This is a genomic window from Bradyrhizobium sp. CCGUVB23 (assembly GCF_024199885.1).
GTDB lineage: Bacteria > Pseudomonadota > Alphaproteobacteria > Rhizobiales > Xanthobacteraceae > Bradyrhizobium.
The window spans coordinates 5,630,001-5,650,406 of sequence record NZ_JANADQ010000001.1 but is presented as its reverse complement, the minus strand read 5'-3'; the positions used below and the strand labels follow the sequence as shown (position 1 = coordinate 5,650,406).

The window sequence follows — 20,406 nt, the reverse complement described above, 5'->3', positions numbered from 1 at the left end:
TAAACTTTTGCAACGCCCCCCGAAGACGACCTGAGACGGTGAATGCGGACCAGCGCGCGTGGCGTGGCTTGCTTTCGCGTCCCAAAGGCTTCCTTGGAAGGCAACCCCGAGGCAAAGCCCGTCGGGTGCGAGGGCTATGTATCAACCGCCGTCCGCTTTGGAAAGGCCCGGCGGGACGTTTTTTTCGACTTTATGACAGGCCAAATGCACCCGTAACGGGCCGAAAAAGCCAGCACTTGCCATAAGTTCCGCAAAGGGCCAGCCTGTGGCAACAAGATAACGGGGAAACGCCATGTCAACCAGCCGATGGGCGTCGTCGGCGCCTCCGGCAGCGGCGCCAGTCGGGCGAATCGGGCTTTAGGGCCTTCAGCAAGCTGAGGCCCGCATCGTCATTCCGGGGCACGCGTAGCGCGCGCCCGGAATCCATTTCGCAACACGTGACGCGGATGAATGGATTCTCAGATGCGCAATTTCGCATCATAGCTCGATGCTTCGCATCGCCCCGGAATGACAAGAAAAAGAAAACTGCAGGGGGAACAACAATGACTGACACATTCGATTTCGTCGTCGTGGGCGCGGGCTCAGGCGGCTGCGCGGTGGCGGGACGGCTCTCAGAGGACGGGCAGACCTCGGTCGCGCTGCTCGATGCCGGCGGCCGTTGCGACAACTGGGTCGTCACCACGCCCGGCGCGCTGGTGCTGATGGTGGCAGGCACCGTCAACAACTGGGCCTTCAACACCGTGCCGCAGAAGGGGCTGAACGGCCGCATCGGCTATCAGCCGCGCGGCAAGGGGCTCGGCGGCTCCTCCGCGATCAACGCCATGGTCTATATCCGCGGCCACCGCTGGGACTACAACCACTGGGCCTCGCTCGGCAACACCGGCTGGGCCTATGCCGACGTGCTGCCCTATTTCAAACGCTCGGAAGACAACGCCGATTTCGGCGGCGAGTATCACGGCAAGGGCGGCCCGCTCGCGGTCAATCGCTTGCGCTCCGGCAATCCGGTTCAGCAGACCTTCTTGCAGGCCGCGCGGGAAGCGCAATTCCGCATCCGCGAGGATTTCAACGCCGACGATCATGAAGGCCTCGGCATCTACCAGGTGACGCAGAAGAACGGCGAGCGCTGGAGCGCGGCGCGTGCCTATGTTCATCCCCACATGAACCGGCGCGCGAATTTGCGCGTCGAGACAGGGGCGCATGCGATGCGGATCCTGTTCGAGGGCAAGCGTGCTGTCGGCGTCGAATATCGGCAGGGCAAGGAGCTGAAGCAGCTGCGCGCGCGACGCGAGGTGATTTTGGCTGCCGGAGCGTTCCAGTCGCCTCACCTGCTCATGCTGTCAGGCGTCGGCGATGCAGCCGCGCTTCGTGAGCACGGCATCGCGAACGTGCATCATTTACCGGGCGTCGGCCAGAACCTTCAGGACCATCCTGACTTCATCTTCGGCTACATGTCCGACAACCCGAATTTTGCCGGCATCTCGCTGAAGGGCATGCCGCGGCTGATCCGCGCCATCCTGCAATATCGCAAGGAGCGGCGCGGTCCCCTCACCTCCAACTTCGCCGAATGCGGCGGCTTCCTGAAGACGCGGCCCGATCTCGACATCCCCGACATCCAGCTGCATTTCGGCATGGCCATGGTCGACGACCACGGCCGCAAGCGCCACGGCGGCACCGGTTTCTCCTGCCATGTCTGCCTGCTCAGGCCGAAGAGCCGCGGCAGCGTGTCGCTCGCAAGCAGTGATGCGAAGCAGGCCCCGCTGATCGATCCGAATTTTCTCGGCGAGGAAGAAGATCTCGAGAGCATGGTCGCGGGCTTCAAGACCACGCGGCGCCTGATGGAGGCGCCGGCGCTGCGCGCGCTCCAGCAGAAGGATGTCTTCACCGCCGACGTGCGCACCGACGACGACATCCGCAACATTCTGCGCGCCCGCGTGGACACAGTTTATCACCCCGTCGGCACCTGCAAGATGGGCACCGATCCGCTCGCCGTGGTCGATCCAAAGCTCAGGCTGCATGGCCTCGAGGCCCTGCGCGTCGTCGACGCCTCGATCATGCCGACGCTGATCGGCGGCAACACCAACGCACCGACCATCATGATCGGCGAGAAGGCCGCGGATATGATCAGGGCGGAGATGCGGTGACGAACTGCTCTCCCTCTCCCCGTTCTTACGGGGGCGCGACGAGCTTCGCTCGCGCTGGGAGGGTTGGGGTGAGGGGCTGCTTCCGCGATCACAACAACAGACGGCTCGCGGAGGTTCCCCTTCACCCGGATTGCATCTTCGATGCAATCCGGGTGAAGGGAGGCGAAGAAGAATCAACTCAGCAGAAACCCGCCGTCCACCGTCACCACGCTGCCCGTCATGTAGCGCGAGGCCTTTGAGGCCAGCAGCAGGATCGCTCCGTCGAGATCGGACTCGGCGCCGACGCGGCGCTGGGGGATGCGCTTGGCCAGGCGCTCGCCTGCCGGCGTCGACCAGAAATCGTGGTTCATCTCGGTGTCGATATAGCCCGGCGCCAGCGCGTTGACGCGGATGTTTTGCCCCGCAAGCTCCAGCGCCATCGCTCTCGTCGCCTGGATCAAGCCGGCCTTGGAGATGGCGTAAGGCGAGACCGCTTTCAACACGCCGGTGCCGAGCACGGAGGCGATGTTGACGATATTGCCTGACTGCTTGCGTGCGATCATTCGTCGCGCCAGCTCGATGCTAAGGAAATAGGCGCCCTTGAGATTGGCGCCGACCACGGCATCCCAGTCCGCTTCCGTCTGCTCGGTCGCGAGCTTCTCGATCGCGATCCCCGCATTGTTGATCAGCACGGTGATGGGACCGAGCGCCGCCTCCGCGGCATCGACCGATTTGGCGATCGACCCCGTATCGGTGACATCGAGCGCGATCGCCGCAGCGCGGCCGCCCTTGCCGCGAATCTCCGCTTCGAGCGCCTTGAGCTTGTTCGTCTGGCGCGCGGCGAGCACGACGGCGGCGCCGTGCGCGGCGAGCACGCGCGCAAACTGGCGCCCCAGGCCCTGGCTCGCGCCGGTAATAAGGATGGTTTCTTTACTGACGTCGAATACGTCTGACATAGCAAGGTTCCAGGGTGTGCCCCCCGCATAGATACAGACGATTTTAGTGATCTGAAACCGGAATGATGGGTTTGCCGTTCACTCGTTCCATGCAGGCAGGGCGCAGTTCATGAACAGTTTCGATCTCGCAGTCTATGCAGCGCTGGCTGTGGCGATAGGATTCGGCTTCAGGACCGGTCTGCTGCGCAGTGCGATGACCATCCTGGCCTATCTCCTGGCTGCACCGATCTCCATCTGGATGGTGTCGCTCATCGCACCCCACGTGGTCGGTGAGAGCGCTTCGCCTCTGCTTCAGGGCTGGGTGTTGTTCTTCGGCGTTTTCGTCGCAACCGGCATGGCGCTTGGACATCTCGGCCGCGCCGCGCTGGACGATGCAGTCGGCGAAGCCGGGCTCGGAGACCGCATAGGCGGCGCAGCGCTCGGAGCCGTGCGGGTCGGCCTCGTCGCGACAACGCTGGTCCTGGTCTTCGATCAATTAGTGCCTGCCAACCGGCAGCCGCCGTTCCTCGTCGGCTCGCAATTGCGCCCGCTGTTCTCCGCTGCCGGACAGATGGGATTCAAGTCCCTGCCGCCTGAAGCCGCGGCCGCCATCGATCGCATCAAGAGGGAGCGGCCCATCTGACGCGGCGAGACCTTCTTCCGCGGGCGCGCCATGCATTTTGGCAACAGCCCGTACCTTATCAACGGGAGTGAGGTTGGCTAAAGTGGCGCCTCCAAACCTGCCTGACATTACGGAGTGAAACAGTGGATCTTGGGATCAAAGGTCGCCGCGCCATCGTCTGCGCATCGAGCAAGGGCCTCGGGCGCGCCTGCGCCATGGCGCTCGCCAACGAGGGCGTGCATGTCACGCTGACCGCGCGCGGCGCTGACGCGCTGAAGGCAACGGCCGAGGAGATCCGGAAGGCCAATCCGGCCGTCACCGTCACCGAGATCGTCGGCGACATCACGACGCCGGCCGGGCGCGAGGCCGTGCTGAAGGCCTGCCCCGATCCGGACATCCTGATCAACAATGCCGGCGGCCCGCCGCCCGGCGATTTCCGCAACTGGACCCGCGACGACTGGATCAAGGCGATCGATGCCAACATGCTGACCCCGATCGAGCTGATCAAGGCGACGGTCGACGGCATGATGGCGCGCAAGTTCGGCCGCATCGTCAACATCACTTCGGCCGCCGTGAAGGCGCCGATCGAGATCCTGGGCCTCTCCAACGGCGCACGCGCCGGCCTTACCGGCTTCGTCGCCGGCCTCTCGCGCAAGACGGTGATCAACAACGTCACCATCAACGCCCTGCTGCCGGGCCCCTTCGAGACCGATCGCCTGCGCGGCACGGCGAAGGCCGAAGCCGACAAGCGCGGCATCACGCCGGAGCAGCTTCTGGCCGAGCGCGCAAAGCTCAATCCCGCCGGCCGCTTCGGCGATCCCGGCGAGTTCGGCTACGCCTGCGCCTTCCTATGCGGCGCCAAGGCCGGCTTCATCACCGGGCAGAACATCTTGCTCGACGGCGGTGCGTTCCCCGGGACGATGTAGGCTCTCTTGCCCTCTCCCCTTGTGGGAGAGGGTGCCTCGCGAAGCGAGGCGGGTGAGGGGTCTCTCTCCACGAGTCAGACTGCATCATGTGAGTTCGCGGAGACAACCCCTCATCCGGCGCTTCGCGCCACCTTCTCCCACAAGGGGAGAAGGGACTTCGATCACCGCCGCTTCGTCGGCTCGTCCTCGTCGCGCTCGCTGAAGCCTGACGAATCCGCGCTCGAGCGCTCGTCGGTCCAGTCGACGCCGAACGCGTCGAGGCCATCGGCGAGCAGATCGCCCAGCATCGGCTCACCCAAGAGATAGTGTGCGGTTTCTCGCCGGGGATTTTGATACTCGGTGCGCGCCTCGACGGCACGGGCACGTAGATCCTCCCAATCGTCCGGTCCACCATCGCCACGCCCGAGCCACATCAACGCGACGAGATCGATCTGCTCGTCCTCGTTCAGGGCGGCAATGAAGCTTGTAATCTCGCGGCCGACCGGATCGGAGCCGTTGTCCTGCAGCACGTCGATCGCATCGTCATCCGTTGGATTTGACCCCGAGTCCGGATCGGAGTCGGTCTCCTTGACGTCGTACTCGCGCGCCTTCTCGATCAAGAAGGCGACTTTCTCGGCGGAAATCGCTAGCTCCGGCATGGCTCCCTCCTGGGTTCCCCCGATAACGCCGCATCACAGCGGATGATCCATTGCGGCGGCTGGCGGAAACCCGCAATGTCCGCTCCAACCAGAACAAGAGGACGCGCCGGATGCAGTGGACGGTAGGCCAGGTCAGGATCACCAAATTCGTGGAAATGGAGACGGTCGGCTCGACGCGCTTCATCCTGCCGCTGGCAAGCAATGAGGAAATCCGAAAACTGCCCTGGCTGATCCCGCATTTCGCCACCGAGCAGGGCCGGCTGAAGATGTCGATCCATTCGCTGGTGGTAGAGACGCCGTCGCGCCGCATCGTCGTCGACACCGGCCTCGGCAACGACAAGCAGGGCCGCAACGTCCCGACCTGGAACAACCGCAACACGCCGTTTCTGGAGATGATGACGACGGCGGGCTTTGCGCCAGATAGCATCGATACGGTGCTGTGCACGCATCTCCATGTCGATCATGTCGGCTGGAACACGAGGCTCGATGGCGGCCAATGGGTGCCGAGTTTCCCGAACGCCGGCTACGTTTTCGGCAGAACGGAATACGAGTATTGGCGCGACCACTCGACCGAACCGGACAAGGCGGCCGTGTTCACCGATTCCGTGAAACCCATCGTGGACGCCGGCCTTGCTGAGCTGATCCCGAGCGACCACCGGCTGTGCGAGGAGATCAGCATGATCCCGACTCCCGGCCACAGCCCGGGCCACATGAGCGTCCTGATCCGCTCCGGCGGCGAGCAGGCGTTGCTCGCCGGCGATGCCGCCCACCACCCCTGCCAGATGGCGCATCTCGACTGGTGTTCGACGGTGGATTCCGACCCGCAACAATCAGCCAGGACGCGGCGCGATTTGTTCTCGCGTTTCGCCGATACCGCGACGCTGGTGATCGGCGGGCATTTCTCCGGCGGACACATCAAGCGCGACGGAGACGCGTTCAAGTTCGTGGCGTTACAATCGTAGGGTGGGTTAGCCCCGCGGCTGCGCGAAGCGCAGTCCGCTAGCCGTAACCCACCATTGTCTGCCTCAGCGCAAAGCGAAAGAGGTGGGTCACGCTTCGCTAACCCACCCTGCGATCATCCGAATTGAGAGGGCTGCAATGCACGGGCCCATAGGCGGTTGAAATTCCCGCCGCCCTGTTCCATGAAGCTATTTAACCGACCAGTCCATCCCAGGGAGAGACGAGAATGAAGCTTGTTCGTTATGGTGAAAAAGGTGCAGAAAAGCCCGGGCTGATCGACAAATCCGGCCAGCTGCGCGACCTCTCGGCCCATGTGAAGGACCTGACCGGCGAGGCCTATTCGCCGGAGTCCCTGAAGAAGCTCGCAGCGCTCGATCCGGCCTCGCTGCCGGCCGTCGCGGGCAAGTCGCGGTTCGGCGCCCCCGTCACCGGGATCTCGAAATTCGTCGCGATCGGCCTCAACTACAGCGACCACGCCAAGGAGACCGGCGCCGCGATCCCGACTGAGCCGATCATCTTCATGAAGGCCAACACCGCGCTTTCCGGCCCGAACGATCCGGTCGAGAAGCCGCGCGGCTCGACCAAGCTCGACTGGGAGGTCGAGATTGCCGCGATCATCGGTACCCGCGCCAAATACGTCTCTGAAGCCGACGCGCTCAATTACGTCGCCGGCTATTGCGTCTGCAACGACGTCTCCGAGCGCCACTTCCAGACCGAGCGCCTGGGTCAGTGGACCAAGGGCAAGTCGCATGACACGTTCGGTCCGCTCGGACCGTGGCTCGCCACCAAGGACGAGATCAAGGACGTGCAGAACCTGTCGATGTGGCTCGACGTCAACGGCCAGCGCCGCCAGACCGGCTCGACCGCGACCATGATCTTCACCATGGCCAAGTGCGTCTCCTATGTCTCGCAGTTCATGACGCTGCTGCCCGGCGACATCATCACGACCGGCACGCCGCCCGGCGTCGGCATGGGCATGAAGCCGCCGACCTACCTCAATGTCGGCGACGTCGTCGCGCTCGGCATCGAAGGCCTCGGCGAGCAGCGCCAGGAGATCGTCGCGGCGTAGGCAACGGTCTCGACCGCTGCCACACCGTCATTGCGAGGAGCAAAGCGACGAAGCAATCCAGACTATTTCCGCGGAGACAATCTGGATTGCTTCGCTCGTAATGACGAACTTGAACTGCCGCATCCGCCCTAGGACATTGAAATGAAACTCACCTTCTCCCAGGCCTCGCCCTTCGCGCGCAAGGTGCGCATCGCCGCGATCGAGCTTGGGCTCGTCGACAAGATCGAGTTCGTCCCCGCAACCGTCGCGCCGGGGCAGGCGAATGAGGACTATTCGCGCATCACGCCGCTGAAGAAGCTGCCAGTGCTGATCACCGACAATGGCGAGGTGATCCTCGATTCCTACGTCATCGTCGAATATCTCAACGAGCTCGCCGGCGGCAATCTGATCCCGGATTACGGCCCGCGCCGCTGGTCGGCCAAGACCGATCATTCGCTGATCAACGGCATGCTCGATTCCATGCTGCTGTGCCGCTACGAGAGGATGGTGCGGCCGCAGGGCCTGCAATGGCAGGCATGGTCGGACGACCACTGGAACCGGGCCTGGACCGGCATGGCGCGGTTCGAGAACCGCCCCGAAGTCCTGAACGGTCCGTTCGACATCTCGCAGATCGGCCTCGTCTGCGTGCTCGGCTATGCCGACTTCCGTTTCGCCGACTGCGGCTGGCGCAAGGCCTATCCGAAGCTCGACGCTTTCCATCAGAAGATGCTGGAGCGGCCCTCCGTGAAGATCTCGGTGCCGCCGCCGGCGTAACAAGACATGCGGGGCGAATGACGATGCGCGACCGTTCTCCCCGCCTCACAATTCTCGGCGCGAGCCTCGCGCTCGCGTTGATCGTCTCAGCGAGTCATGTGCGAGCTGACGGCATGGCGCCTGAACAAAGAAACCTTGCCTGCGGTTCGCCATCGTCGATCGACGATGGCTGGGTGACCGCGTCGCCCGACAGCGTCGGCATGGATGGCACGCTGCTCTGCGGCATCGCCGCGCGGCTCGAGCAACGGGCTACCGCAGTCCATTCGGTCGTCGTCGCGCGTCACGGCAAGCTCGTCTTCGAGCAATATTTTCCAGGCTACGACCAACCCTGGGGACAGCCGGAAGGCCAACACGAGTTCACGGCCACCACCAAGCACGACATGCGCTCAGCATCAAAGAGCGTGACGTCGCTACTGGTTGGCATCGCTATCGACCGCAAGCTGATCGCCAGCGCCGATGAGCCCGTGCTGAAATTTTTCCCCGACTACCAGGCCGAGAAGCAGGCCGGGTGGGAAACCATCACGCTACGCCATCTGCTCACGATGTCCTCCGGCATCAAATGGGACGAGGCGCGGGCCTGGACCGATCCCAAGAACGACGAGCCGCATCTCGGCTTCGAGCCGGATCCGATCGGCTATGTGCTGTCACGACCTGTCGCCGCGCCACCGGATACGCTGTGGACCTACAATGGTGGCGGGACCGATCTACTCGGCAACATCATCGAGCGCGTCTCGGGAAAGCCGCTGGAAGCTTTCGCGCGCGAGGCGCTGTTTCAGCCGCTCGGCGTCACCGACCTCGAGTGGAAGGCCTATCCGAAGAACGGCAAGGTCGCAGCTGCCGCCGGCCTCCGCCTACGGCCGCGCGATGCGGCGAAGGTCGGCCAGCTCGTGCTCAATCGCGGGCAGTGGAACGGCCAGCAGATCGTCTCGGCAGAGTGGATCGCGCAATCGATCGCGCCGCGCTTCCAGGCGATCGGCTATTTTGGCAGTACGCTGTTCTACGGCTATCAATGGTGGATGGGTCGCTCGCTCGCCGGCTACAAGGAAATCAAGTGGGTCGGCGCGTTTGGCTGGGGCGGGCAACGCATTTTCATCGTGCCCGAGCTTGATCTCGTCATGATGACCACTGCTGCGCAGTACGGTCAGCCGAAGGAAGGCCTGGCGGCGATCGACATCCTTTCCAATATCGTCATTCCATCCGTGCGCGACGCGCATTGATACCAGGAGAAGCTAGCATGAGCCTCACATTCTCGGTCGGCGATCTCACCATCCATCGCGTTATCGAGCAGGAAACCTCGTTCGTTCCTGCGCTGGAAATGCTGCCGGGACTCACGGCCGAGGTGCTGGCCGAGAACCGCGCCTGGATGAAGCAGGCGAAAGCGCTCGACGACAACGATGTGCTGATGCTGTGCTTCCAGTCCTATGTGGTGAAGACGCCGCATCACACCATCCTGATCGATAGCTGCGTCGGCAACGACAAGCCACGCCCGCAGCGGCCGGCCTGGCACATGAAGACCGACGATACGTATTTGCGTGCGCTGGGCGACGCCGGTGTCTCGGTCGATGACATCGACTTCGTGATGTGCACGCATCTGCATGTCGATCACGTCGGCTGGAATACGCGGTTGGAGAACGGCCGCTGGGTGCCGACCTTCCCCAAGGCGCGCTATCTGTTCGCCAGGCAGGAGTTCGACTACTGGTCCGAGCAGAACGCGAAGGCGCCCGTGCCGCCTTTCGTCGACAGCGTGCTGCCGGTGGTCGAAGCCAAACGCCATGAGCTGGTCAGCAACGACCATCAGATCGGCGATCATGTTCGCATCCTGCCGACGCCGGGCCACACGCCCGGCCACGTCGCCTTCACATTCGGCCGCGGCAAGGACGACGCCGTGTTCTCCGGCGATCTCATGCACTCGCCGCTGCAGACGCTCTATCCGGAGCTGTCGATCAAGTTCGACGTCGACCAGGCGCAGGCGGCGAAGACCCGGCGCAGCTTCCTGGAGCGCTATTGCGACACCGATACGCTGTGCTGCACGGCGCATTTTCCCTCGCCGTCGAGCGGCAAGATCCGCCGCAAGGGCAACGCGTTCGTCTGCGCGGCGGTGTGAGGCGCGATGCCGTAGGGTGGGTTAGCGAAGCGTAACCCACCTCTTCTCTCGCGGCGCCAAAATTGGTGGGTTACGCCTAGCGGACTGCGCTTCGCGCAGCCGCAGGGCTAACCCACCCTACCAGTTCTGCGCAAGCGGCAGACCTCAATCAAACAAGCTCGGCGTGTGGTTGACCCGCGCGCCTTCGATCTCGAGCATTTTCAGCTTCGTCACCACGCCGCCATTGGCGGAGAAGCCGCCGGGCTTGTTGCCGGCGGCGAGCACGCGGTGGCAGGGGACGACGATCGGGCACGGGTTGCGGCCGAGCGCCTGGCCGACCTCGCGCGACAATTCGACACCGCCGAGTCGCTTGGCGATATCACCATAGGTCATGGTCTTGCCGGGCGGGATGGTGCGGGCGATCTCGTAGACGCCGCGGTTGAAGTCGGGAACACCATCGAGATCGAGCGGAATGTCGGTGAGATCATCCGGCTCGCCATCGAGCAGCTTGACGATGCGGTCGATCGCCTGCTTCACCTCGGCCGTCGGCTGGGCCTCGCTGGCATCAGCGTGACGCTGGTGGATGCGGGTGCGGATCTTGTCCTCGCCGCCCATCGGCAGTTGCACGCCGTTGATGCCGCGCGGGCCCCAGGCGATGGCACACAGGCCGATTTTGGTCTCGAACAGGACGAAATGCTGGTCAGTCATGACTAGGTTCCTGGGCTCTTCCTCGTCGCAGGCCCCCGCTTGTGATCTTCCCGCGAAATGTAGGCTTGGAAATAGTTGCGATCCACCCGGTTTCCGGGAATCTTGCACAGGAGTTCCCCGCGCCTTTCGAGAGCCTTCATGCAGAGCCTTCACGTCAACGGATATGATATGCCCTATCTCGACGTGGGCGAAGCCAGGGCGGGACCGCCGCTAGTCTGCGTGCACGGTTCGCTCAACGATTTCCGGGTCTGGGGCAGCGTGCTCGGACCGCTGTCGCAGCGGCACCGGCTGATCTGCGTCAGCCTGCGGCACTTCTTCCCGGCGCAATGGGACGGTGTCGGCGACACCTATTCCATTGCGCAGCATGTCGACGACGTCATCGCCTTCATCGAGAAGCTCGATACCGGTCCCGTCGACCTGATGGGCCATTCCCGCGGTGGGCACATCTGCTTTCGTGTCGCGCAGGCGCGGCCGGATCTGCTGCGCCGGCTGATTCTCGCCGAGCCCGGCGGCGAACTCGATGCGAGCCTTGATCCGGATTACACCGGCGGTCCCTCGCCGCTGCTGGCGCGTTTCACGGCCTCCGCGGAGAAGATCGCGGCCGGCGACGTCGATGGCGGCCTCGCCGTGTTCGTGGATACGCTGGAGGGACCCGGCACCTGGCCGCGGCTGCCGGCGATGGTGAAGCAGAATCTGCGCGACAACGCGTATACTCTGATCGGCCAGGTCAGGGATAACCGCCCGCCATTTTCAAAGGCCGATGCGGAGTCGATTCTGATGCCGACGCTGTTCATCCTCGGTGCCCGGACCAAAGGCCTGCTGCCGAAAGTGCTGCACGCGCTCGCAGCGCATGTGCCCTACTCCAGGACGGCGATCATCGCGAACACGACGCATCCGATGTTCGAGCAGGCGCCACAAAAATATTCGGACGTGGTGCTGGATTTTCTGGCGGGCTGATCATGCAGACTGTTCACGTCAACGGATACGACATGGCCTATCTCGAGGTCGGAGAAGGCTTGCCGCTGGTCTGCGTGCACGGCACGCTCGGCGATTTCCGCACCTGGTATTCGGTGCTCGGCCCGCTCTCGAAAAGGCATCGCGTGATCGCGGTCAGCCTGCGGCATTTCTTTCCCGAGCACTGGAACGGCGCCGGCGAGGACTACAAGATGGCCCAGCATGTCGCCGACGTCATCGGCTTCATCGAAAGAATCGGGCACGCGTCGGGCGATCTGATGGGGCATTCGCGCGGCGGGCACATCGCGTTTCGCGTGGCGCAGGCGCGGCCTGACCTGTTGCGCAAGCTGGTGCTCGCCGAGCCCGGCGGCGATCTCGATGCAAGCCTGCCAGTCCCGGCAGACATGCCCGCCCATCCACCGCTCGCCGCGCGCACGGCGCTCTCGGTCGAGATGATCCATGCCGGCGACGTCGAAGGCGCGCTCCGGAATTTCTATGAGGGCATCGAGGGCGACGGCACCTGGCGGCGCGTGCCGGCGGCCGCGAAACAGCAACTGCGCGACAACGTCGTCACCTTCCTCGGCCAGCTCAACGAGCAGCGCAAGCCCTACATGCTGGCCGACGCGCAGGCGATCACGACGCCGACGCTACTGATCGGCGGCGGCGCGACGACCGGCAGCCTGTCGGTGATCTGGCGCGTGCTGGCCGAGCACATCGCCGGCGCGAAGACGGCGGTGATCGCGAATGCCGGCCACTGGATGTTCGAACAGGCGCCGCACGAGTATGGCAAGGTGGTGAGCGAGTTCTTGGAGGGGTAGTTCTCTTCCCCTCTCCCCTTGCGGGAGAGGGTGGATCGACGGCGCGGAACGCGGCGGCGAGACGGGTGAGGGGTCTCGCTCCGCGCATACATCTCTTAAAGTGAATTCGCGGATGTAACCCCTCATCCGGCGCTTCGCGCCACCTTCTCCCGCAAGGGGAGAAGGAAGACCAGTGCTCGCCTCGCTACACCTTCCACACGCCGACCGGCATCTTGATCGTCGCGTTCAGGCGGTTCCAGACATTGATCGTGGCGATCGAGAGGATCAGGGTCGCAAGCTCGCGCTCGTCGAAATGCTTGGCAGCCTCGTTCCAGATCGCGTCCGGAACGGGGTCTGCCCGATCCGCAAGACGCGTGACCGCCTCAGTGAGTGCCAGCGCGGCGCGCTCTGCTTCGGTGAAATAGGGCGTATCGCGCCAGGCCGAGACCGCGAACAGCCGCTCATCGGTCTCGCCAGCCTTGCGGGCGAGCTTGGGATGCATATCGACACAGACGCTGCAGCCATTGATCTGGCTGGCGCGCAGGTGCACGAGTTCCAGGAGTTTTTCCGGCAATCCCTGCTTGTTCACCTCGTTCAGCGCCTGCATCGCCTTCATGGCCTCAGGCAGGACCATGACCGGATGATTCATACGTGCGTGCATCATGTCGTGTCTCCATTTCGAAGCCGGAAGTTCCGGCGAGAGGAATTTCGACGGATCCGGTCACATCGACCGAATTTATCTCGTCATGGGCATGACGGACCACGACCAGGGAATGTGACCGATGACTGAAGAAAATTTTCTAGCCCGGCAATTCGAGGCCAATCGGGACCATTTGCGCAGCGTCGCTTACCGGATGCTGGGCACGCGCGGCGAGGTCGACGACGCCGTGCAGGAGACCTGGCTGCGGCTCAGCCGCAGCGACACCTCGGATGTCGCGAATTTGCGGGGCTGGCTGACCACCGTGGTTGCGCGCATCTGCCTCGACATGCTCCGCGCACGCAAATCGCGCCGCGAGGATCCGATCGGCCCGGACGTGCCGGAGCCGGTCGACGATGCGCGTGAGCGCGAGGCCGAGATGGCCGATTCCGTCGGCGCCGCGCTCCTCGTGGTGCTGGAGACGCTGCAACCGGCAGAGCGGCTCGCCTTCGTGCTGCATGACATGTTCGCCGTTCCCTTCGAGGAGATCGCGCCGATCGTCGGTCGCTCGGTGGATGCATCGCGCCAGCTCGCGAGCCGCGCCAGGCGCCGTGTGCAGGGCGCGCCGGTGCCGGATGCGGATTTTTCCCGGCAGCGGACGATCGTCGATGCGTTTCTGGCCGCCTCGCGCGAGGGTAATTTCGAGGGACTGCTCGCCGTGCTCGATCCCGACGTCGTCGTGCGCGCCGATGAGGCCGCGGTGCGACTCGGCTCGCTGCCGGAGATCCGCGGCGCCACGGCTGTCGCCGAGACGTTTAGGGGACGCGCCCAGGCTGCACGGCCCGCACTCGTCGATGGCAAAATGGGTGTTGCCGTCATCCTCGGTGGGCATTTGCGGATCGCGCTGCGCGTCACTTTCAAAGGCGACAGGATCGCCGGGATCGAGGCGATCGCCAATCCAGAAGCGATCGGCGCATTGGACGTGGAGGTGCTGGAGAAGTAGGGCGCCACGCGTCTTGGAGTCGATGCGGCGGCGATGCTAAGCTGATTGGCAATCGCGCGCAGTGCCGGCGCGCGAGACGCAGAAGGACAGCTCGATGACATTCCGCCTCGTTCCCCTCCTCGCCGTATCCCTGCTCGTCCTTGTGAGCGCCAACGCCACGGCGCTCGCGGCCGCCGACGAGAAGCTGAAGGCCGCCGCCGAGCAGGAAAAGGCGCCGCTGATCGAGACGCTGCACGATATGGTGATGATCGAGAGCGGCAGCAGCGATGTCGAGGGGCTCGCGAAGATGGCGGACTTCACCGAAGCGCGGTTGAAAGCGCTGGGCGCGACGACGCGGCGGCAGAAGACCACGGCAGGCGCCGGCGCCGATATCGTCGTCGGCACCTTCGAGGGCACCGGCAAGCGCAAGCTGATGCTGATCGGGCATATGGATACGGTGTATCAGCGCGGCATTCTCGCGACTGAGCCGTACCATGCCGATGGCACCAAGATCTTCGGACCCGGCATTGCCGATGACAAGGGCGGCATCGCCGTGATCCTGCACACGCTCAAGATCCTGAAAGACACAGGCTGGCGCGACTACGCCACGCTCACGGTCTCCCTCAATCCGGACGAGGAGGTCGGCTCGATCGGCTCGGGCGAATTCATCTCAGAGCTCGCCGATCAGCATGACGTGGTGCTGTCGTGCGAGCCGACGGCCGCCTCGCCGCCGGCGCAGAACGATTCACTGCTGCTGGGTGCCAGCGGCACCGCGACTGGAACGATCAAGGTGAAGGGACGCGCCTCGCATGCCGGCGCGGCGCCGGACCGCGGCCGTAACGCGCTGATCGAGCTTTCGCACCAGCTGCTGCAAACCCAGGATGTCGCGAAATCCATCCCCGGCACGCAGCTCAACTGGACGACGTCGAAGGCCGGCACCGTGCGCAACCAGATTCCGGAAGATGCCGAGGCCGGCGCCGACATCCGCCTCACCGTTTCCGACGGCATTGCCAAGCTCCAGGCCGCGCTCGACGAGAAGATCAAGAACAAGCTTGTGCCCGACACCGAGACGACGGTGTCGATCGTGCCGGGACGTCCGCCCTTCGTTGCCGGCGAGCGCGGCCGCGCGCTCGCACAGGAGGGACCGGCGATCTACGCGGAGCTCGGTCGCAAGCTCGACATCGCCGAGATGACGGGTGGGGGGACCGACGCCGGCTATGCCAATCGCAGTGGCAAGGCGGTCGTGGTCGAAAGCTTTGGCCTTGCCGGCTTCGGCTATCACGCCCGCGACGAGTACATCGACACCAATTCGATCGTGCCGCGGCTCTATCTGATGACGCGCATGCTGATCGAGCAGGGGAAGAAATAGCGGCTTCACCCCACCCCGCCTGTGGGAGGGATAAAAAGTCAAGTATCTTCAATAGATTAGTCCCGCCAGAAATGATGATCTACGGCCCGCTTGACGCCCCCGCTCCTCCCGCGATAGTTTCGCATACGGAATTCCGTATTCCGAAAGGAGCCGCCGGCGTGATCCCGCTCGACCCGCTGCCCAATCTGATCGACCAGGTCTATGCGCGCATCCTGGAGGCGATCACGGATCGCACCTTGCAGCCCGGTCAACGCATCCGACAGAACGAACTGGCTGACAAGCTCGGCGTGTCGCGCCAGCCGGTGTCGCATGCGCTGCATCTGTTGCATCGGCAGGGACTGGTTGCCGAGAGCGGCCGGCGCGGATTCGAAGTCACTCAGCTCGACCCCACGCGCATTCGCCAGCTCTACGAGGTGCGCAGCGCCATTGATGCGCTGGCGGCGCGGCTCGCCGCTGAACGGATCGCGCGCGATGCCGCGGGACGCGAGCGACTTGCGGCCGCGTTGCGCGCCGGACGCGCCATCAACCGCAAGACGTCGTTGAACGAGCTGACCGCGCTCGATGTCGAGTTTCACCGCGCGATCTATCACCTCGCCGGCAATCCCGTGATCGAGGAGACGATCGCGCCACAATGGCCGCATATGCGCCGCTCGATGGCGATCGTGCTGTCCGAGCTCGACTATCGCGAGAGCGCCTGGGCCGAGCACGCGACGATTGCCGGACACATTCTGGCCGGTGAAGCCAAAGCGGCGGAGCGCGCCGCGCTTGCGCATGCGCAGACGGCCGGACGAATGACCGAGGAGAGATTGAGAGCGACGGAGGAAGCCGCGTAGCAATTCGCGCCGTCATTCCGGGATGGTCCGAAGGACCAGACCTCAGATGCGCAATTGCGCAACGGGGAATCTCGAGATTCCGGGTTCACGCTTCGCGTGCCCCGGAATGACAACAATAATAATCAACGGAGGATGCACCCATGAAACTGAGCCAGGAGCAATCGGAGTTCTTCCATCGCGAGGGCTGGCTGTTCCTCCCCGAGCTGTTTGCCCAAGAGGAGGTCGATTTCCTCGCGCGCGAGGCGGTCGGCATCTACGACGCTGACCGACCCGAGGTTTGGCGCGAGAAGAGCGGCGCGCCGCGCACGGCCTTCGCCGCGCATCTCTACAACCAGGCTTTCGGTGTGCTTGGCAGGCATCCGCGCATGATCGAGCCGGTCGAGCAGGTGTTCGGCGAGCCCGTCTACATGCACCAGTTCAAGATCAACGCGAAGTCGGCTTTCACCGGCGACGTCTGGCAGTGGCACCAGGACTACGGCACCTGGAAGCGCGACGACGGCATGCCCGAGCCGCGCGCGATGAACATCGCGATCTTCCTCGACGAGGTGATGCCGATCAACGGTCCCCTGATGCTGGTGCCGCGCAGCCAGAATGCCGGCGACTTGGAGGCCTCGCACGATCTTGCAACCACCTCCTATCCGCTGTGGACGCTGGACGAGGAAACCGTGACGCGCCTCGTCAAGCAGGGCGGCATCGTCGCGCCGACCGGCAAGCCAGGAGGCATGCTGATGTTCCACGGCAATCTCGTGCACGGCTCGAGCGGCAACATCACGCCCTACCCGCGCAAGATCGTGTACCTGACGCTGAACGCGGTCTCGAACTACATCCGCAAGCCGACGCGGCCGGAGTACATCGCGCACCGCGATTTTGCGCCGATCAGGACGGTCGACGACGACGCGCTGCTGCGGCTCGCACGTGCGCCGCGGCAGGCGGCGGAATAGATAGGTCTCGAGCCCCGGACGCAGCGCAGCGCGCAAGCGGTGCGCTGCTGAGCCGGGGCCCATGCCACTCGCACTTCTCTTTCTGGGTCCCGGCTCTGCGGAGCAGCGTTTCACGCTGCACCGCGTCCGGGACACGATACTTGATCGGATAGCAACATGAACCTCTTCTCCCTCCTCCAGGTCCGCGCTGCCGCCGGCAAGCCGGTGCGCGTGGCGCTGATCGGCGCCGGCAAGTTCGGCTCGATGTTCCTGTCGCAGGTGCCGCATGTGCCGGGGCTGGAGGTGCCCGTCATCGTCGATCTCGACCGCGACCGTGCGCGCGAGGCGTGCCGGACGGTGGGTTGGGACGCCGAACGCATCGCGGCGACCAGCTTCACCGATGACGGCGTGCGCGCGATGAATGGCCCGATCGACGTCGTGGTCGAGGCGACCGGCAATCCCGCCGTCGGCATCCGCCACGCGCGTGCGGCGATCGCGGCCGGCAAGCACATCGTGATGGTCAATGTCGAAGCCGACGTGCTGGCGGGCCCACTGCTGGCACAGGAAGCGCGAAAAGCGGGTGTCGTCTACTCGCTCGCCTATGGCGATCAGCCGGCGCTGACGGCCGAGATGGTCGACTGGGCGCGCGCTACCGGCTTTCGTGTGGTCGCGGCCGGCAAGGGCACCAAATACCTGCCGTCCTATCACGACGTAACGCCCGATGGCGTCTGGCAGCATTACGGCCTCACTGCGGGCGACGCGCAGTCGGCCGGGATGAATCCGCAGATGTTCAATTCCTTTCTCGACGGCACCAAGTCGGCGATCGAGATGGCGGCGATCGCCAATGCCTGCACGCTCGATGTACCGACGGATGGGCTGCTGTTTCCCCCATGCGGCGTCGACGACCTCCCGCACATCATGCGACCGCGCGACAAGGGTGGTGCATTGGAGCGATCAGGCGTGGTCGAAGTTGTGTCATCGCTCGAGCGTGACGGCCGACCGGTGTTTCGCGATTTGCGCTGGGGCGTCTATGTCGTGCTGGAGGCGCCGAACGATTACGCCGCGGATTGCTTCAGGCAGTACGGCCTGAAGACCGACGCGAGCGGCCGTTATGCCGCAATGTACAAGCCCTATCATCTGATCGGACTGGAACTGAACATCTCGATCCTGTCGGCGGCGCTGCGCGGCGAGCCCACTGGTCAAGCGACAGGCTTCCGCGGCGACGTCGCGGCGGTCGCCAAGCGCAATCTTCGCGGGGGCGAGATGCTTGACGGGGAAGGCGGCTATGCCGTGTGGGGCAAGCTGATGCCGGCAGCAAGCAGCCTGAAGATCGGCGCGCTGCCGATCGGCCTTGCCCACAGGGTCAAGCTGAGACAAGACGTCGCGCATGGCCAGGTGGTGCGCTGGAGCGACGTCGAATTCGACGCCAATAACGAGACGGTCAGGATCCGCAAGGCCATGGAGGCTGCGTTCGCAGCGCAGCATTGATCAACCACACGTCGAACGGCTGAGGGCGGCGGCCTTGATTTGCGGTTTCCCTTTCGTCATCCTGACTGCGATCCGGGCCTGACAGAGTTCGGACAAAAAGAAGCGTCGGCTGCCGGCGAACAACAAGCGACAACAAGGTCGCGATCCCTCGTCGAGCATTCGACTACAACAGAGGGGAAACGCATGGAACGTCGTAAGTTTCTGACGGCGGGCGGTCTTGGCCTTGCCGCGAGCACGATTGCTGCGCCGGCCATCGCACAGTCGATGCCGGACGTGAGGTGGCGGCTGGCGGCAAGCTGGCCGAAGGCGCTCGATACGCTCTATGGCGGCTGCGAATATTTCTGCAAGCGCGTCGCCGAGATCACCGACAATCACTTCCAGATCCAACCCTTCGCCGCCGGCGAAATCGTCCCGGGCCTCCAGGTGCTCGACGCCGTGTCGAACGGCACAGTCGAGATCGGCAACACGGCGCTCTACTACTACTGGGGCAAGAACCCTGCGTTCACGTTCGGCACCTCGCTGCCGTTCGGGCTCAACACGCGCCAGCACATCTCCTGGCTGTTGTGGGGCGGCGGCCAGGACCTGCTCAACAATCTGCTGAAGGAGCACAATGCGATCGGCATCCCGACCGGCTCGACCGGCGCCCAGATGGGCGGCTGGTTCCGGAAGGAGATCAAGTCGATGGCCGATCTGCAAGGGTTGAAATTCCGCGTCGGCGGTTTCGCGGGCACGATCATCGCCAAGGTCGGCGGCGTGCCGCAGCAGATCGCGGGCGGCGACATCTATCCGGCGCTCGAGAAGGGCACCATCGATGCTGCGGAATGGGTCGGCCCCTATGACGACGAGAAGCTCGGCTTCGTCAAGGTCGCGAAATTCTACTACTATCCCGGCTGGTGGGAAGGCACCGGCCAGGGCCACAACGTCATGAACCTCGACAAGTGGAACGCGCTGCCGAAGCACTATCAGGCCGCGGTCGAAAGCGCCTCGCGCGACACCTTCACCTGGGTCACCGGCAAATACGACGCGGTCAACCCGCCGGCACTGAAACGCCTGCTCGTGGCCGGCGCGATTCTGAAGCCGTTCCCGCAGGAAGTGCTGGAGGGATGCTACGGTGCTGCGAACGAGATCTACGCCGATCTCTCCAAGAGCAATCCGCATTTCGGCAAAATGTATTCGAGCCTGTCGGCCTACCGCAACGAATCGCTGGCCTGGATGCAGGTCGCTGAGCTGAGCTTCGACAGCTTCATGATGCGGATGCGGACGCGGACGTAGCGTCGGTGATTCACATGCTCTGAAACGACGAAAGCCCCGGAGATGTCTCCGGGGCTTTTTGTATGTGCTGCAAGGAACCATTCGCTAAGCGGTGCGGCCGGTCTAGCCATACTGTACTCGTCATCGCCCGCGAAAGCGGACGATCCAGTATTCCAGAGGCCTTCGTTGGAGAGCTCGCTCTCACCGCGCCGCCGCGGAGTACTGGATGCCCCGCCGGAGCCTGTCATCGGGCTCGCCGAAGGCGAGACCCGGTGGCGGGGCATGACGGTGGAGAATGTGGTCGGTGGCGTGCGAGCCTCGATAGCACGCTATTCGACACCCAACTCAGTTCTGATCGTCG

General features: G+C 64.2%; 21 protein-coding genes (1 of these 21 cut by a window edge). 16 read left to right on the top strand and 5 right to left on the bottom strand.

Annotated features, from left to right (window positions below):
• The first annotated feature begins 542 nt into the window (after window positions 1-542).
• Window positions 543-2,141 carry a GMC family oxidoreductase gene (locus NLN62_RS26000; protein WP_254110697.1) on the top strand — a complete coding sequence of 533 codons (1,599 nt, stop codon included), beginning with the start codon at window positions 543-545 and terminating at the stop codon, window positions 2,139-2,141.
• A gap of 173 nt (window positions 2,142-2,314) precedes the next feature.
• Here NLN62_RS26000 and NLN62_RS25995 read toward each other — a convergent pair whose 3' ends face one another.
• Window positions 2,315-3,076 carry an SDR family oxidoreductase gene (locus tag NLN62_RS25995; protein WP_254110695.1) on the bottom strand — a complete coding sequence of 254 codons (762 nt, stop codon included), beginning with the start codon at window positions 3,074-3,076 and terminating at the stop codon, window positions 2,315-2,317.
• 109 nt (window positions 3,077-3,185) lie between these two features.
• On the opposite strand from NLN62_RS25995, the gene NLN62_RS25990 reads away from it, so the two are divergent.
• A complete protein-coding gene (locus tag NLN62_RS25990) occupies window positions 3,186-3,698 on the top strand; it encodes a CvpA family protein (RefSeq protein ID WP_254110694.1) in 513 nt (170 codons plus the stop codon).
• Window positions 3,699-3,820: 122 nt separating this feature from the next.
• Window positions 3,821-4,603, top strand: a complete 783-nt coding sequence (locus NLN62_RS25985; protein WP_254110693.1) for an SDR family oxidoreductase — start codon at window positions 3,821-3,823, stop codon at window positions 4,601-4,603.
• A 161-nt stretch (window positions 4,604-4,764) separates the two neighbouring features.
• On the opposite strand, the gene NLN62_RS25980 is transcribed toward NLN62_RS25985, so the two are convergent.
• Window positions 4,765-5,241, bottom strand: a complete 477-nt coding sequence (locus tag NLN62_RS25980; protein WP_027522191.1) for a DUF3775 domain-containing protein — start codon at window positions 5,239-5,241, stop codon at window positions 4,765-4,767.
• 110 nt (window positions 5,242-5,351) lie between these two features.
• Between NLN62_RS25980 and NLN62_RS25975 the strand changes: the two genes are divergently transcribed.
• The 5 genes from NLN62_RS25975 (at window position 5,352) to NLN62_RS25955 (ending at window position 10,127) form a co-directional block, all read left to right on the top strand.
• Window positions 5,352-6,203, top strand: coding sequence for an MBL fold metallo-hydrolase (locus NLN62_RS25975; RefSeq protein WP_254110692.1), 852 nt, complete (start codon window positions 5,352-5,354; stop codon window positions 6,201-6,203).
• Window positions 6,204-6,427: 224 nt separating this feature from the next.
• Entirely contained in the window at window positions 6,428-7,270 is an 843-nt protein-coding gene (locus NLN62_RS25970; protein WP_027522189.1) for a fumarylacetoacetate hydrolase family protein, read from the top strand.
• 141 nt (window positions 7,271-7,411) lie between these two features.
• Window positions 7,412-8,023: a glutathione S-transferase family protein gene (locus NLN62_RS25965; RefSeq protein WP_254110691.1), complete on the top strand. Its 612-nt coding sequence runs from the start codon at window positions 7,412-7,414 to the stop codon at window positions 8,021-8,023.
• Between the two features lie 23 nt (window positions 8,024-8,046).
• Window positions 8,047-9,240: a serine hydrolase gene (locus NLN62_RS25960; RefSeq protein ID WP_027522187.1), complete on the top strand. Its 1,194-nt coding sequence runs from the start codon at window positions 8,047-8,049 to the stop codon at window positions 9,238-9,240.
• A gap of 17 nt (window positions 9,241-9,257) precedes the next feature.
• Window positions 9,258-10,127 (top strand): MBL fold metallo-hydrolase, encoded by an 870-nt coding sequence (locus NLN62_RS25955; protein WP_254110690.1) that lies wholly within the window; start codon window positions 9,258-9,260, stop codon window positions 10,125-10,127.
• Window positions 10,128-10,271: 144 nt separating this feature from the next.
• Here the strand turns inward: NLN62_RS25955 and NLN62_RS25950 are convergent, their stop codons facing one another.
• Window positions 10,272-10,814, bottom strand: coding sequence for a methylated-DNA--[protein]-cysteine S-methyltransferase (locus NLN62_RS25950; RefSeq protein WP_254110689.1), 543 nt, complete (start codon window positions 10,812-10,814; stop codon window positions 10,272-10,274).
• 138 nt (window positions 10,815-10,952) lie between these two features.
• Between NLN62_RS25950 and NLN62_RS25945 the strand changes: the two genes are divergently transcribed.
• Both NLN62_RS25945 and NLN62_RS25940 read left to right on the top strand, forming a co-directional pair.
• Window positions 10,953-11,771, top strand: a complete 819-nt coding sequence (locus tag NLN62_RS25945; protein ID WP_027522184.1) for an alpha/beta fold hydrolase — start codon at window positions 10,953-10,955, stop codon at window positions 11,769-11,771.
• 2 nt (window positions 11,772-11,773) lie between these two features.
• The gene (locus tag NLN62_RS25940; RefSeq protein ID WP_254110688.1) at window positions 11,774-12,586 is read left to right on the top strand and encodes an alpha/beta fold hydrolase; all 813 of its coding nucleotides are present in this window, start codon (window positions 11,774-11,776) and stop codon (window positions 12,584-12,586) included.
• A gap of 184 nt (window positions 12,587-12,770) precedes the next feature.
• Here NLN62_RS25940 and NLN62_RS25935 read toward each other — a convergent pair whose 3' ends face one another.
• Window positions 12,771-13,226, bottom strand: coding sequence for a carboxymuconolactone decarboxylase family protein (locus NLN62_RS25935; protein ID WP_035661913.1), 456 nt, complete (start codon window positions 13,224-13,226; stop codon window positions 12,771-12,773).
• A 121-nt stretch (window positions 13,227-13,347) separates the two neighbouring features.
• On the opposite strand from NLN62_RS25935, the gene NLN62_RS25930 reads away from it, so the two are divergent.
• The 6 genes from NLN62_RS25930 to NLN62_RS25905 all read left to right on the top strand — a co-directional run bounded on the left by NLN62_RS25930 (window position 13,348) and on the right by NLN62_RS25905 (window position 20,066).
• Window positions 13,348-14,205, top strand: coding sequence for a sigma-70 family RNA polymerase sigma factor (locus NLN62_RS25930; protein WP_027522181.1), 858 nt, complete (start codon window positions 13,348-13,350; stop codon window positions 14,203-14,205).
• Window positions 14,206-14,299: 94 nt separating this feature from the next.
• Window positions 14,300-15,553 (top strand): M20/M25/M40 family metallo-hydrolase, encoded by a 1,254-nt coding sequence (locus tag NLN62_RS25925; RefSeq protein ID WP_254110687.1) that lies wholly within the window; start codon window positions 14,300-14,302, stop codon window positions 15,551-15,553.
• 158 nt (window positions 15,554-15,711) lie between these two features.
• A complete protein-coding gene (locus NLN62_RS25920) occupies window positions 15,712-16,386 on the top strand; it encodes a GntR family transcriptional regulator (RefSeq protein WP_254110686.1) in 675 nt (224 codons plus the stop codon).
• A gap of 140 nt (window positions 16,387-16,526) precedes the next feature.
• Entirely contained in the window at window positions 16,527-17,327 is an 801-nt protein-coding gene (locus NLN62_RS25915; protein ID WP_254110685.1) for a phytanoyl-CoA dioxygenase family protein, read from the top strand.
• A 156-nt stretch (window positions 17,328-17,483) separates the two neighbouring features.
• Window positions 17,484-18,794 (top strand): NAD(P)H-dependent oxidoreductase, encoded by a 1,311-nt coding sequence (locus NLN62_RS25910; protein ID WP_254110684.1) that lies wholly within the window; start codon window positions 17,484-17,486, stop codon window positions 18,792-18,794.
• A gap of 183 nt (window positions 18,795-18,977) precedes the next feature.
• Window positions 18,978-20,066: a TRAP transporter substrate-binding protein gene (locus NLN62_RS25905; RefSeq protein ID WP_027522176.1), complete on the top strand. Its 1,089-nt coding sequence runs from the start codon at window positions 18,978-18,980 to the stop codon at window positions 20,064-20,066.
• Between the two features lie 324 nt (window positions 20,067-20,390).
• Here the strand turns inward: NLN62_RS25905 and NLN62_RS25900 are convergent, their stop codons facing one another.
• On the bottom strand, window positions 20,391-20,406 hold the final stretch of the coding sequence (locus tag NLN62_RS25900; protein ID WP_254110683.1) for a hypothetical protein. 575 nt of this gene lie beyond the right edge of the window; only the last 16 of its 591 coding nucleotides appear in the window; its start codon lies off the right edge, out of view; its stop codon occupies window positions 20,391-20,393.